Origin of the sequence: Bacillus sp. Je.9.29.b (genome assembly GCF_051129925.1) — a bacterium.
Classification (GTDB): Bacteria; Bacillota; Bacilli; order Bacillales; family Bacillaceae; genus Bacillus; species Bacillus safensis.
The window spans coordinates 297,026-309,977 of record NZ_JBCPSO010000003.1 but is presented as its reverse complement, the minus strand read 5'-3'; the positions used below and the strand labels follow the sequence as shown (position 1 = coordinate 309,977).

Sequence of the window (12,952 nt, the reverse complement as noted above, 5' to 3'; positions counted from 1 at the left end):
TAGAATGTATTTCAACAAAAAAAGACCTTTCTCCTGCGAAAGGCCCCCCGTTCTCTATTTAAATGTCGTTTCCCAATTAAACCCGATCGTTTCGTCATTCCAGGCGATTCGCTTTTCATCTGGGTTATTCGGGTCATACGATTCTGTTGTGAAATACACAATTTGCAGCGGCGTCTCACCTAGTACACGGTAGCCATGCGCGACACCCTTTGGGATGAGAAGCAGCATCGGATTGTCTTCCCCCATATAATACACATCGGTTTGCCCATTTGTGGGAGAGTCCTCTCGCAAATCATATAACACAACCTGTGCATGACCTGCCGGGAAGAACCAAACGTCGTCTTGTTTTTCATGATAATGAAAGGCTTTGATCACGCCTGGAAAGCTTTTCGACCATGACGCCTGACCAAAGCGTTTCAGCATCGGTTCATCATCTCGAATGAGCTCTGCAAAAAAGCCGCGGTCATCACAATGTTTCATGAGTTTTTTCGTTTGAACACCATCAATCATGCTGTTGCCATCTCCCTTCTTTCTGCAAATATTCGTGAAGTGCATCCTTCCAATGCCTCGGCTCCCAGCCTGTGGCTTCAATCGCTTGAAGATCTAAGACAGAATAGGCTGGGCGAGGCGTTTGGAAGCCGTACTCTTCCGTGGAAATCGGCTCAATTGTGACGGAAAGACCGCTTTTCATCACAATTTCTGACGCAAAATCAAACCAGGAACAGCTTTCTCGGTTACTGACATGGTACACGCCTGCCTTCTGTTCAAACAAATGAATCAAGGCCTCGGCTGCATCCTTTGTATAAGTAGGAGACCCTATTTGATCGTTCACAATGCGCAAATGATCCTTCGTTTCAGCGAGCCGAAGAATGGTATTCACAAAGTTATGCCCCTCATGTCCATAAAGCCACGAGGTACGAATGATTTTCACTTCGTCTGACACAAGCTGAATCAATTCCTCACCAAGCTTCTTACTCTTTCCATAAATGGTTTGAGGATCTGCTTGTGCATCGATTTGGTAAGGGGTGTCCGCCTGACCGTCAAACACATAATCTGTACTGACATGTAACACATCAGCGCCTGCGCGCTTTGCTTCCAGGGCTGTATAGTACGCGCCAATGCCATTCACAAGATACGCCTTTTCGGTTTCTGTTTCACATTGATCAACAGATGTATAGGCTGCTGCACTGACAACAATATCAGGCTGATAGTGTCTCATCGCATGTCTAACTGCCTGCTGGTCTGTGATATTGAGCATGTTCCTCGTTAAGGCAATGACGGTCATGTCTTTTTCTTTGAGCTGTCTGCTCAATTCTTTCCCTAATTGGCCGCCTGCACCGGTGATTAAAACTTTCATCCGTCACCCTTCTTCGCTCTGATCGTATTTGGTTCGATACCAATTGATCGTTTTTTCGATACCTTCTTCAAATGACGTCTCCTGCGTCCAGCCGAGCTCGCCTTTTAGCTTACTGGCATCAATGGCATACCGTCTGTCATGTCCTTTTCGGTCTTGAATAAACGCAATTTGATCATGACTGATTCCGAGCTGCGATAAAATCGTTTTGGTTAAATCGAGATTTGTTTTCTCATTGCCGCCGCCAATATTGTATATCTGCCCGGCTGTGCCGTTTTCGAGCACCTTCTTCACAGCTCTCGCATGGTCCTCTACATACAGCCAATCGCGAATTTGCCGGCCGTCTCCATAAATCGGGATTTTCTCTCCATTGACTGCTTTTCTAATAATGGTCGGTATTAATTTTTCCTCATGCTGATACGGTCCGTAATTGTTGCTGCATCGTGTAATCATCGCAGGTAATTGGTGAGTGTGGATATAGGATTTCACAAGCAGGTCTGAACTCGCCTTGCTTGCTGAATAAGGATTATTCGGTGAAAGTGGTGTTTGTTCTGTGAAAGCAGGATCATCTGGCTCCAAATCTCCATATACTTCATCTGTTGAAATATGAATGAGCTTTTTCGCCTTTCCTTTTAAGACCGCTTCAAGCATACGATACGTTCCGAGGACATTTGTTTGAATAAAAGGCTCTGCCGATTCAATGCTGCGATCAACATGCGATTCTGCCGCAAAATGAATGATCGCATCATAGACTTCGTCAAATGCTTGATCCAGCTCATGCTGAAGGGTAATATCCCCTTGAATAAACCGAAAATGAGACAACTTTAATAATTCTTCCATCTCGTCTGGATGACTGGCATATGTTAATTTATCAAAAACGGTGAGCCTGACATTTGTATCCTGAAGCAGCAGCTTCACAAAATTCAGTCCGATAAAACCCGCTCCGCCTGTAATTAAATAAGACTTCGTCATTCGGATCCCTCTTTTTTCTTCATCGTTTCAAACATTTTCACAGATGCTTCGTGGAGAGATTCATGTGTTCCTGCATCAATCCACCACCCTTTTAACATATCATAGGTCAGCTGGCTATTTGAGATATAGAGATTGTTCACGTCTGTAATCTCTAATTCGCCTCGATCTGACGGCGAGATTCTCTCAATATATTGAAAGACTTCTTGATCATAAAAATAGATGCCCGTGACGCAGTAAGACGAGCGCGGATACTCCGGCTTTTCTTCTATTGATAAAATCCGTTGACGCGTGGCATCAATTTCTGCAATGCCAAACCGGTTTGGATCTGTCACTTCTTTCAACAAAACCTTGGCTCCTCTATCTTGCCGCTGAAAGGCTTCAACAAAAGGGCTTAGCGAATCCTCAAATACATTATCACCAAGCATCAGCACAAACTTTTCCTCTTCTACAAAGGGCTTTGCATAGGATAAACCGTCTGATATCCCAGACGCTTCAGGCTGTACCTGATATACGATGTTCATCCCCAGTTCCTGATCGCTTTCAAGCAGCTTTTGAAACAACGGGATTTGTTCTTCTTGTGATATGACCATCACATCTAAAATCCCTGCTTCCTTCAATTTGAACAATGACCAATAAATCATTGGATATGGACCAACCGGCAATAAATGTTTATTGAAAATCTTCGTTAAAGGCGCCAGTCGTGATCCCTTTCCTCCTGCTAAAATAACTCCCTTCACATCTACACATCCTTATGTTCTTTTTGGTGATGATTCATGAGGTGTATAAGAATGTTTTTCACTCGTTCAGTTCCTTTTCCATCAATGAGTGTCCGTCCATTGAGATGGATGCTCCTGCGGAGAAAGTAGCTGCTGGACAGTCTTTCCACAGCACATCGTATATCTTTTTCATCCACAAGTTCACCTAATCCAAGATGGTGGCACGCTCCCTTTTGTGCAAAACGAGCGGCTGTCACTGCTTGATGGTCGACTTGTGAAAGGACAATACTGGGCACTCCGATACAAACTGCCTCGTATAATGTCATCCCGCCAGCAACTATGGCCAGATCAGCTTCCGAGAGACGCGCAGGTAATTGATCTGTATGACGAATGAATTGAATATGCTCAGCCTCTATTTGTTCCTCAATGCGGGAGGCTTTTCCTGTAACCGCTAAGATGAGTAAGTGGTCCGCTTCGAGGAGTGCTGATACAGCCTTTGATAACAATCCGCGCGGGTCACTGCCCCCAAGGCTGATGACCACCTTTTTGCATTCTTTTCGAACCTCATATGTGTCTTTTAATCGGCTTATCTCTTGATCTAACAATAAATAAGGTGTTCCATAAAAATATTCTGTCCCATCTACTTGCATGTGCTTTTCGTCCAGACCACCATAAATGCCGTTCACGACAGCATCGGCAAGCTGACAGGCTTCTGCTCTTATTTCTTCGAATAAGACCAGCCTGGCAGAGCTGGAGGATGCTTTGACTAATTGAAGAAATTGGAGGTCACAATCAAGTACATCAATCAGCAGAAGATCTGGATTCAGCTCTTTTATGTCCTGCTCCATCTGAAGGAATGCCTTCGACTCCTGCACCAAATGAACGTGCCAATCTGGACCTGAGAGCATTTCTACACAGATCTGTTCATTTGTATAGAAAGATATGTCGTTTCCTTCTTGAAGCAGTTGATTTGCCAGCCGTTTCATTCTGACGACATGACCCATCCCTCTTAAAAAACCACCATACACAACAATCATGATTTTCTTGTTCATTCAGCATCCTTCTGTTTCACAAATTGATTCAGCCGAACAATATCAGGATCTTGTTCGCAAATGGTGATGAGCTCAGCCGTAGGCACAGCAATGGAGCCGCCAGCTTTCTCTAGTAAACGGGTCGCAAACACATAATCTTCTTCTGTATCAATCGTGAATCGATAAGCAGGATATGCAAGTTCTTTGGGCGGTGTGAATAATTGCAGGTGAAATTGCTCAGGATGCTTTCTGATATAGAGCGTGACATGCTCACGCTCTGGCTGCGTAAGGGGAAAATTGTCGATTTCACTTAAAATCTGTGCGTTGATCATTTCCCCGGAAATACCGAGTGGCGTCCCAGCCGTATACGTGTAATCAGCCTTCGCTTGCCTATGTTTTTCAAGCATTTTCGACAAAAGGACTGGATCTATAAATGGGTTATCTCCCGTTAAACGCACAATGGTTTGCGGTTCAAAATGACGGACAATCTGCGCAAATCGCTGCAGTACATCCTTCTCACTGCCACGAAATACTTTATAGCCCTTTGATAAACAATAATGAGCCAGCAGATCATCTTCTGCCTCAACTGTTGTGGCGATCATGAGGTTCTGCGTTTTGTGATTGTAATGAGCTGATTGCTTTACCCGTTCAACAATCAGGTCGATCAGCGCCATACCGCCGATCGGTTTCATCACCTTTTTTGGCAGCCTTGTTGAGCCCATTCTCGCCTGTATGACAAAGAGCACATCATTGATCATTTGACGTCTCCTGCATGAGTACATCTTTCCATGTAACTCCTGTATGGGCTGGGATATCTCTGACAGCCTTTGCGCCAAGTAAAACCGCCATATACCTTGGATGCAGACCTTGGCTTTTTTGTCCTGGACGTAACACGGCTAGATTTTCTGCGGTCAATGTCTCGCCCTTCGCAATGCCTTTTGTCGTAAAAATGCCTCGATACGCAAATTCACGAATCTTGCCTTCAATGGCTGTTGTCGTTTTATAAGAACTGCCAAGGAGCTCTTCTGGCACTGAATGAATGTCAGCTTCTTTTAAATTCCGCTGCTTTTCTGCCGCTCGAATATGCTGAACCATTTCCTTCAATTCATCAGGATCAAGCGCAAAGGAATGATCAGCCCCAGGTAACGTTTTATCGACTGTAAAATGCTTTTCAATGATTGCTGCCCCAAGCTTCACAGCAGCTACAGGCGCTTCAGTTGGATGCTCACTATGATCAGAAAAGCCAATGACTGCCTCGGGAAATGCCGCAGCTAAGGTTTGAAGCACGCGCAGATTCGTGTAAGCTCTAGGTGCTGGATACTTTGCTACGCAATGCATGATAGCGACCTGCTGATTTTGCTCGCTTGTAATCGCCTCGTATGCTTCATGGACATCCGAAATGGTTGCCCCGGCAGTTGAGAATATGATGGGCTTTTGAAAAGATGCCGTGTGACGCATAAGAGGCAAATGATTGATTTCATAGGATGCCAGTTTGAAAGCCGGCGGATCGGTTTGATTCAATAGATCCGCAGATTCTTCGTCACATACTGTGCTTAAAAATATCAGCCCTTTTTCCGCGCAACGTGACAATAACACCGGGAGCCATTCTGGCGGCAGCTCCATTTGTTCCACTAAAGAAAAAATAGACACCTCTTCCCCCTTGGCTGTTTCGTACAAACCCGGTTCCTTTTGATACATCCGATCAGCTTGAAACATTTGAAACTTCACCGCATCGGCACCTGCTTCCTTTGCCACATCAATTAAAGCAAGCGCCTGATCCAGCTTTCCATCATGGTTAATGCCTGCCTCTGCAATGATAAAGACAGGCGCACCATCCCCTACTTTGCGATCTCCGATATAGAAATGCGCCATCTTACCTCTCTCCTTTTTTCGGCCACACATGGTAATACAAGAAGGCATTTTTTGTTCTAAAACCTAGCTTTTCGTACAGCTGAATCGCGGTTGTGTTATGCATCTGAGTTCCGGCAGACATAAACCGATGCCCTCTCTCATAAGAGGCTTTTATTATCGCCATCACGAGCTTTTTTCCGATCCCTTTTCCTTGTGCATCCGGTCTAATGGACAATAAATCAAGCACTAGTTCATCGCCCTTTGTTACCCCTTGAATCAAACCAATGACTTCATCGTTTACCTTTGCCGCGAGATTGATATCTGCACGTCCGAGTAAATTGTTTCTCATCCATTCCTGAAAGAAATGCTGGACGACATTCTGATCTAAAAAAGGATCAAGTGCGTACCGGCTTTTCACAAACGCCTGATGAGCAAGTGACACCGCCTCATCGTAATCCTTTTCATCCGGCAGACTAATAACCACATCTTCACCTGTTGATGGAAGCTCCATTTGAACAGGCGGCGCCTCAAGACGAGTGAGACCGCCCACATAGTACACATATGACAGCCTTTGGACGATGCGATTTTTTTCAAGATCAGACGCTTCAAGACGTAAAAAGAAAAAATCGCATTTTTCTGTTCTCATCCAATTGATGAAACGCTCCATCAATTCTTGAAAAGCAGACGCTGACTCCGCTTCCACAAACTTCACATGAAAAATATGCTGATCAAAAATGCCGCTTTCCCATTTTGACCATTCATATAACAGGACTGCTTTGAGCTGGGCGCCATTGACAAGAGCAAACTGCTTGAAGCCGTTCATTTGTTCCGCTTGTTGACCGTATTTCTCCAGCCAAGCAGCGAGCACCTGATCATCTACAGCATGAACGACCTTCATGATGATGCCCTCTGTTCTTTTAAAATAGACAACACCGCTGTGATAACATCCTGCACATCTTCATCTGTCATACTCGGATAGAGCGGCAGTGAGAGCGTCTGCTTGTAGTATGTGAGTGACTCAGGGAAATCCTCCGGTGAATAGTGATACGTTTGTTGATAGTATGGATGCAAGTGAACAGGGATAAAGTGAACACTCGTGCCGATTTTATATTCTTTTTGCAGCTGATCAATCAGTTCATCCCGCGTGATGAATGCTTCTTTTGGGTTCACTTGCAGTACATACAAATGCCATGCATGTCTTCCTTCTTGATGCACAGGCGGCAGAATCAGACCCGCTTCTTTTTGAAAAGCCTGATTGTATGCTTTCGCAATTTGTTCTCTCCGTGCCTGCATGTCATCCAGACGGCTTAGCTGAACAAGCCCTAACGATGCCTGCACGTCAAACATGTTCATTTTATAGCCTGGTTCCTCGACCTCGTAATACCACGTTCCTTTTTCTCCATAACGATTCCACGCTCCCTTGCTCATCCCATGGAGCGCTAGTCTTCTAATCCGAGCAGCAAGCGCATCATCATTTGTTGTCAGCATGCCGCCTTCACCAGTCGCTAGGTTTTTCGTTGCATAAAAGCTAAAAGCGGTCGCATCACCAATGGATCCAACGGGCTGACCGTGGTACGTTGTGTAAAGAGCGTGGGCAGCATCTTCAAGTACAAATAGATCATACTTTTTGGCAATGGCTAAAATTCGGTCCATATCGCACGATTGACCGGCAAAGTGAACAGGAACAATCGCTTTTGTATGTGGTGTAATGGCCGCTTCTATTTTCTCTGCATCCAGGTTGAGTGTCGCTGGATCAATATCGACAAATACAGGCGCTGCCCCCGTATGGATAATCGTATTAGCTGTTGCGCAGAATGTCAGAGGGGTTGTAATCACCTCATCCCCAGCCCCAATCCCTCTTGCCTTTAATGCTAAAAATAAAGCAGCCGTACATGAATTGACAGCGATCGCATGTTTTGCACCTGTCAGCTGCTGAAATTCTTCTTCAAACTGTCTTACTTTTGGTCCAGTTGACAGCCAGCCGGACTTTAATGTTCCAATGACTTCGTCAATTTCCTCCTGCTCAATGAAAGGCAGAGCATAAGGAAGAAATTGTGCTCTCTTTTTTCCCATATCGCTTGCACACCCCTATCTTCATCTCTGAAAATCCACACCAGTTTTTGTTTTGAGCAGAGAAAGCAGAACATCGATAGATCGCGCATGCGGATAATGTTGTTTAATGAACTGAGCTCCTTGCTGCTTTGCCAGTTTCATCTCTTGTTCATCCGACAAAATACGAATGGCTTTCTCAGCTAGTTCAACAGGGTTTTCCATATGATAGCTGCCAAGCGACTCGTAATATGGGTATCTTCTGCCTTCTGTCATTTTCCCGATCAGCACACTCTTTTCAAAAAGCATCGCTTCAAGACCAACTGTGGATGTGAGCGTAATCACGATATCCACATATGGCAGCAGGTCATACAGGTCAATTTCTTTTTTAATCAATTTCACATGATTTCCCGCTCGTTCAATAGACACATAGTCATTTAATCGATTTCGAGCAATTTCCCAAGGATGCGGCTTCATGATCAGCTGAATGTCTTTCCGTTTGGCGATCGTTTTAAGAACATCGCCATAAAAGGCTTCAGAAAACGGCTGCGTTGCCACGAGCACGGTCTTTTTAGCCGGACTGAAGTTCAATTTACGAAAAATGAGATCCTGTTGAAGCGGCGTTCGCTCCTTCACCAAATCAAACCTCGGATGACCTGTGATTTCCACCTGTTCCGGCTGACAGCCTTTATCTACATACCAGTCCTTTTCATATTTTCCAAACACCCCATGGCAAGTCGTAAAAATTGGTAAAAAGGCTTCGTCTCCCATAAGCGCGCCGTGCTGAAGACAGATACTCGTAAGCTGGCGTTTCACTGTTTGCAAAGCGAGTACGCGGCTGTAGACATCCTCCGTCGTTCCAACAATGACAGCTGCAATCGGCTGCATTTGAAATAGCATTTCTATCTGGTCAATGACATCAATAAATTGCACAATGTCCTTCCGCAGTTTTTCTCTAAAAAAGACATTGCCAAAGACAGGGTGGTGAGCGTAAGGTTTAAGGAGAGCATTTGCTTTTTCAATATATTCAGCGTGGGCTTCTTTATTAACCTCTCCGGCTAATTCCGGCTTACTGATCACGGGTAATCCGTAATAATCCGCCTTCTTCCAGCGAGCGAGCACCACCGTTTGGTTTGGATGGAACCGCGTGTAATTTTGTTCCGTAAAACGCAGGTGTTCAAAGTGAAGCAATACCTTTCCATTCGCCGGACGATAAGCGATACGCTTGATCTGCTGCTTATGCTGATCAAAAAATGGCTGAATCTCTTGCGGTAATGGACAAGCGGTTGTCAGTTCTTGACCGAATGCTTCATCTTCCATGCGCTCCCTCACTTCAGGACTGATATATTGATAAAAATTACTGATCAACCCAAGAGGAATTTGCTTGTAGGACAAATCCTTCATCAGATTCACATACTCAAAGTACACCTGCCAATAATGATGAATATAGTGCGACACTTCAGGTCACCTCCCATGTCTTTGTTTTAATATACTGCGAAGCTCCCAGCAGGTGGACTGCTCGGGAAGTGCTTGAATAAAGGAACTTTTCTCTTCTTCTGCCAGCTGATAATGAATCGACTTTTCTGTGATGTAATTTGTATCTAATATTTCATCAAACGGATAGAACGGATAAAAATGATTTAACCGGAAAAAGAAACGGGCATCCCCTATTCGATAAAAATGCGGACTCTCGTCCCAGTAAGACCCAAATTCCTCATGAATTTTTGATAAAATGGATGTACGATGCACGACCGAGCAATGATCTATGGCGCAGGGGGCATTCCATTGCACTGTTTGCGCCGGCCGAATCGTTTCCTTCACTGGCTCTTTTTTGCTATTTAAATAGATCACTTTAGAACTAGAATAGACAATATCTTTACCTGGATGGGTATCTAGATAATGAGTGAGCTTCTCTAAACGGTCCGGGGCGTAGACATTGTCATCTGTGGCATAGGAAATATACTCCCCTTTTGCCAGTTCTAATGCTTGATTAATCAGCACGGCGTAGCGAGTTTTCGCTGTTCTCTCTTCCAGCGTTTTGACACCGCTTTGGATAAAATGAACGCGGGGATCTTTGCGAAACGGTTCAATCGCAGCAAGGGTTTTTTCGTTTGATCCATCATCCATGATAAAAAGTTCAAAGTCTGACAGCGTCTGCTGCAGGACCGCTTCAATCGATCTGCCGACGTAAGCCGCCTTGTTGTAGCTCGTCATAATGACAGTTACTTTTGTCAAAGTTTTCACCTCGGTCTCTTTCAAACTATGTTTATCATATGTGTCTCCTCTTAAAGAGACTGTAGAGTGACCTATTTTTTATAAAATTGTATTTTTTTATTGATCTATCTTTGAAAAATGCGAACTTTTTGGTAATATAAGTAATCATTTGTGTGTATTAAAGGAGTAAAGAACATTGGAAGCTATGAAGAATGATCACTCCCAAGAAGAGGAATTAAAAGGATTTTTTCGATTTTTTAAAATTTTCGTCGCGACAAAAACGATTATTCGCTCATATCAACATTCCAATATTCCCATTTGGCTGATGATGCTCCTTGCAAGTATCGCCGGTACGGGCTGGATCTACGAAGGGTATTTTAGCGAGTATATGGGCAATCATATTCCATTCCCTTTTATTCTGTTACAAGGAGCGGGATATGGTATTTTGGCAGGCAATATGATTCTATTTTTCGGTGTCCTCCTGATCAAATGGTTAGGGCGTCTCTTTTTCGGCTGTCAAACGGCGTATCGAGATATACTCAAGGCCTGCACACTGACGGTCTTTTTCCCTTCTGCTTTATTTTCACTTACTTGGATTTTCACAGTTGGGATGCTCGGTCCGTATACGTTTGTTAAAGTCTCACCATATTTAGATCAGCATTATGAAGTATGGTATTATCTCGATCTTTTAACTCTTACGGATGTATATGCAAAGACGTGGATATTTGGAATGGCTGTTTTAGGCATTGTCGCTGTGATGAAGCTCAGATTATGGCAAGCCTTCATCATTGTGATCACACCGCCCGCCGCGTTTTTTCTCATCATGACACTTTTATTTGATATTCAGCACGCTGTAAACTGGATCATGTAAAAAGGACGAGTACCGATAGAATGCGAGGGTTTGTCTACACGCTGAGGAATTGCATAGCAGTTCCTTTTTTTCGTTTAATGTACATATTCTCCCCTCCTGTCTCATAGTGTGAAAGAGAGAAAGAATGCTATGGAAACAACAGGTGCTTTAGCGCCTTCTGTTTAGAACACCATGAGGAAAGAGGAGGAACGTTATGAAATTGAAAAATCAATTTGGGCAAGGTTCGGGTTTCGAAGGTCAAGATTTCCGCCAGCAACAATATGGAGCAAATCCGTATCCTGCGCAGCAGATGGGTTATTCAGTCCCTCCCCAAACGCAGGGTCAAATGCAGCAGGGGTTTTCACCAATGCCGTCTACCGGCACTTCACAAGGAGGCCAAGGAACGCAGGGCGGCGGTCAGCCCTATCAAATTCCTTCTGGACCGATTTATCAGCAGAATGTCACCGGGCAGCTGCCTATTGAGCAGTCCTATATTGAAAATATTTTACGATTGAACCGCGGCAAGGTAGCCACGATTTATATGACATTTGAGGCGAGCAAGGAATGGAATTCGAAGATTTTTAGAGGCGTCATTGAAGCTGCAGGACGTGACCACATTATCATTAGTGATAATAAGACAGGAACACGATACTTACTATTAACAATCTATCTTGATTACATTACGTTTGATGGAGAAATTCAATATGATTATCCTTATTCGATGTCAACATATTCTCCGAGATAACGTCAAGCATGGCAAAAGCAAGGCTCAGGTGCCCTTGCTTTTTTCTTTTGTCTAGGTTTTTGTCACACCTCTAGGGCGCTGCTCATAAGATGCCTAGTAGTTTTTATCAAAAGCCTAGAGGTGATATCAATGACTGTTGAGCTGGATTATACATCACCAAATGTCAAATTTTCATACGATCTGAATCAAAGCCCCCTTGTGAAATTCGATCAGCATAACCTGATTAATGTGTTAGGAAAAAAACAATTAAACTCGTTGGATCAAGTGTCCCTGCTGGATATATATTTGAGTAAAAGCAAAGTCGTAGAGCCTCATTATCATCAAAATGCGGCAGAGCTTGTTTATTGTATAGCCGGTTCTGCTGCCGTATCGATGCTGAATCCATTTACAAAAAAACTGCACACCTACACCATCACACCTGGACAGGTGGCAAACGTGCCTCAAGGCTGGTGGCACTATGAAGTCGCTCTCCAAGACAGAACTCATTTGTTAGCCATTTTTAACGCATCTACACCTGAAGTGATCCTAGGCTCAGACCTTCTCACCCTCACCCCTTCTCACATCATGGCCCATACTTATTGCATGAACGAAACACAGTGGAAGCAGGCGATAAAGCCTGTGAAACCAAGTGTGTTTATCGGACCATTTTGCCACCGGGAGGAAGAGTCTCAAACGCACCCTGTCCCTCCATCTCACTACGTCCCATATTATCAAGCACCGCCCAACTATACCCCTTACTGGAGTTAAAAAAAACCGATGCCCCTATGAGAGCATCGGTTTTTTGGCTTATAAATTTTTTGCTGCTGCAATGACAAGCATGATCCAAGAGGCGATAAATGCTACTCCGCCAATAGGGGTAATGGCACCTAGAATCTTCACCTGCGTCAATGCCAGCACATAAAGGCTTCCTGAGAAGAAAAGGATGCCTGCAAGCATCACCCAGCCAGCGGCAGGAACCAAGGAGACACCTGACAGCTTATCTGCAAGAAAAGCGACAACAAATAAGCCAATGGCATGGAACATCTGATATTGAACACCTTTATTCCATATTTCTATATATTTTTCAGGGATTTTCCCTTCTAGACCGTGCGCACCGAAGGCTCCAAGTCCAACAGCAAGCATGGCGTTAATGGCACCTAAAATGAAAAATAGTTTCATTCGTCATTCTCC

15 protein-coding genes are annotated in these 12,952 nt (G+C 44.2%); 3 read left to right on the top strand and 12 right to left on the bottom strand.

Going from position 1 to position 12,952, the window contains the following annotated elements; translation table 11 throughout:
• Positions 1-54 precede the first annotated feature (54 nt).
• From AAZR19_RS07755 to AAZR19_RS07705, 11 genes are read right to left on the bottom strand one after another with little or no spacing between them, the layout of a single operon-like run.
• Positions 55-510 carry a dTDP-4-dehydrorhamnose 3,5-epimerase family protein gene (locus AAZR19_RS07755; RefSeq protein ID WP_268479417.1) on the bottom strand — a complete coding sequence of 152 codons (456 nt, stop codon included), beginning with the start codon at positions 508-510 and terminating at the stop codon, positions 55-57.
• Complete coding sequence (rfbD, locus tag AAZR19_RS07750; RefSeq protein ID WP_434702783.1) at positions 503-1,357, bottom strand: dTDP-4-dehydrorhamnose reductase; 855 nt, start codon at positions 1,355-1,357, stop codon at positions 503-505. Before rfbD ends, AAZR19_RS07755 begins: the two co-directional genes overlap by 8 nt.
• A gap of 3 nt (positions 1,358-1,360) precedes the next feature.
• On the bottom strand, positions 1,361-2,326 hold the full coding sequence (gene rfbB, locus AAZR19_RS07745) for a dTDP-glucose 4,6-dehydratase (protein ID WP_087976026.1): 966 nt from the start codon (positions 2,324-2,326) through the stop codon (positions 1,361-1,363).
• Complete coding sequence (locus tag AAZR19_RS07740) at positions 2,323-3,063, bottom strand: sugar phosphate nucleotidyltransferase (RefSeq protein WP_087976025.1); 741 nt, start codon at positions 3,061-3,063, stop codon at positions 2,323-2,325. Before AAZR19_RS07740 ends, rfbB begins: the two co-directional genes overlap by 4 nt.
• Positions 3,064-3,065: 2 nt before the next feature.
• Entirely contained in the window at positions 3,066-4,094 is a 1,029-nt protein-coding gene (locus AAZR19_RS07735) for a PseG/SpsG family protein (RefSeq protein WP_087976024.1), read from the bottom strand.
• A complete protein-coding gene (locus AAZR19_RS07730; RefSeq protein ID WP_434702780.1) occupies positions 4,091-4,831 on the bottom strand; it encodes a cytidylyltransferase domain-containing protein in 741 nt (246 codons plus the stop codon). Before AAZR19_RS07730 ends, AAZR19_RS07735 begins: the two co-directional genes overlap by 4 nt.
• Entirely contained in the window at positions 4,821-5,945 is a 1,125-nt protein-coding gene (locus AAZR19_RS07725; protein WP_395894140.1) for an N-acetylneuraminate synthase family protein, read from the bottom strand. The genes AAZR19_RS07730 and AAZR19_RS07725 overlap by 11 nt, the downstream gene beginning before the upstream one ends.
• Position 5,946: 1 nt before the next feature.
• On the bottom strand, positions 5,947-6,822 hold the full coding sequence (locus tag AAZR19_RS07720; RefSeq protein ID WP_434702778.1) for a GNAT family N-acetyltransferase: 876 nt from the start codon (positions 6,820-6,822) through the stop codon (positions 5,947-5,949).
• Positions 6,819-7,997: a DegT/DnrJ/EryC1/StrS family aminotransferase gene (locus AAZR19_RS07715; protein WP_434702776.1), complete on the bottom strand. Its 1,179-nt coding sequence runs from the start codon at positions 7,995-7,997 to the stop codon at positions 6,819-6,821. The genes AAZR19_RS07720 and AAZR19_RS07715 overlap by 4 nt, the downstream gene beginning before the upstream one ends.
• Before the next feature lie 21 nt (positions 7,998-8,018).
• Positions 8,019-9,431, bottom strand: a complete 1,413-nt coding sequence (locus AAZR19_RS07710) for a capsular polysaccharide export protein, LipB/KpsS family (protein ID WP_434702774.1) — start codon at positions 9,429-9,431, stop codon at positions 8,019-8,021.
• 6 nt (positions 9,432-9,437) lie between these two features.
• Positions 9,438-10,208: a glycosyltransferase family 2 protein gene (locus tag AAZR19_RS07705; RefSeq protein WP_218676750.1), complete on the bottom strand. Its 771-nt coding sequence runs from the start codon at positions 10,206-10,208 to the stop codon at positions 9,438-9,440.
• Positions 10,209-10,392: 184 nt separating this feature from the next.
• Here AAZR19_RS07705 and AAZR19_RS07700 point away from each other — a divergent pair, with 184 nt between their 5' ends.
• The 3 genes from AAZR19_RS07700 to AAZR19_RS07690 all read left to right on the top strand — a co-directional run bounded on the left by AAZR19_RS07700 (position 10,393) and on the right by AAZR19_RS07690 (position 12,529).
• Positions 10,393-11,058, top strand: coding sequence for a hypothetical protein (locus AAZR19_RS07700; protein WP_434702902.1), 666 nt, complete (start codon positions 10,393-10,395; stop codon positions 11,056-11,058).
• A gap of 193 nt (positions 11,059-11,251) precedes the next feature.
• Positions 11,252-11,782 carry a spore coat protein GerQ gene (gene gerQ, locus AAZR19_RS07695; RefSeq protein ID WP_212039586.1) on the top strand — a complete coding sequence of 177 codons (531 nt, stop codon included), beginning with the start codon at positions 11,252-11,254 and terminating at the stop codon, positions 11,780-11,782.
• 129 nt (positions 11,783-11,911) lie between these two features.
• Complete coding sequence (locus AAZR19_RS07690; protein ID WP_024423814.1) at positions 11,912-12,529, top strand: cupin domain-containing protein; 618 nt, start codon at positions 11,912-11,914, stop codon at positions 12,527-12,529.
• Positions 12,530-12,568: 39 nt separating this feature from the next.
• Here AAZR19_RS07690 and AAZR19_RS07685 read toward each other — a convergent pair whose 3' ends face one another.
• Complete coding sequence (locus AAZR19_RS07685) at positions 12,569-12,940, bottom strand: DUF423 domain-containing protein (RefSeq protein ID WP_025093833.1); 372 nt, start codon at positions 12,938-12,940, stop codon at positions 12,569-12,571.
• Between the last annotated feature and the right edge of the window lie 12 nt (positions 12,941-12,952).

Excerpts from the sequence above, each read along its gene's own strand:
- AAZR19_RS07755 (WP_268479417.1), bottom strand. The coding sequence starts at position 510 with ATGATTGATGGTGTTCAAACGAAAAAACTCATGAAACATTGTGATGAC.
- rfbD (WP_434702783.1), bottom strand. The coding sequence starts at position 1,357 with ATGAAAGTTTTAATCACCGGTGCAGGCGGCCAATTAGGGAAAGAATTG.
- rfbB (WP_087976026.1), bottom strand. The coding sequence starts at position 2,326 with ATGACGAAGTCTTATTTAATTACAGGCGGAGCGGGTTTTATCGGACTG.
- AAZR19_RS07735 (WP_087976024.1), bottom strand. The coding sequence starts at position 4,094 with ATGAACAAGAAAATCATGATTGTTGTGTATGGTGGTTTTTTAAGAGGG.
- AAZR19_RS07730 (WP_434702780.1), bottom strand. The coding sequence starts at position 4,831 with ATGATCAATGATGTGCTCTTTGTCATACAGGCGAGAATGGGCTCAACA.
- AAZR19_RS07725 (WP_395894140.1), bottom strand. The coding sequence starts at position 5,945 with ATGGCGCATTTCTATATCGGAGATCGCAAAGTAGGGGATGGTGCGCCT.
- AAZR19_RS07720 (WP_434702778.1), bottom strand. The coding sequence starts at position 6,822 with ATGAAGGTCGTTCATGCTGTAGATGATCAGGTGCTCGCTGCTTGGCTG.
- AAZR19_RS07715 (WP_434702776.1), bottom strand. The coding sequence starts at position 7,997 with ATGGGAAAAAAGAGAGCACAATTTCTTCCTTATGCTCTGCCTTTCATT.
- AAZR19_RS07700 (WP_434702902.1), top strand. The coding sequence starts at position 10,393 with ATGAAGAATGATCACTCCCAAGAAGAGGAATTAAAAGGATTTTTTCGA.
- gerQ (WP_212039586.1), top strand. The coding sequence starts at position 11,252 with ATGAAATTGAAAAATCAATTTGGGCAAGGTTCGGGTTTCGAAGGTCAA.
- AAZR19_RS07690 (WP_024423814.1), top strand. The coding sequence starts at position 11,912 with ATGACTGTTGAGCTGGATTATACATCACCAAATGTCAAATTTTCATAC.
- AAZR19_RS07685 (WP_025093833.1), bottom strand. The coding sequence starts at position 12,940 with ATGAAACTATTTTTCATTTTAGGTGCCATTAACGCCATGCTTGCTGTT.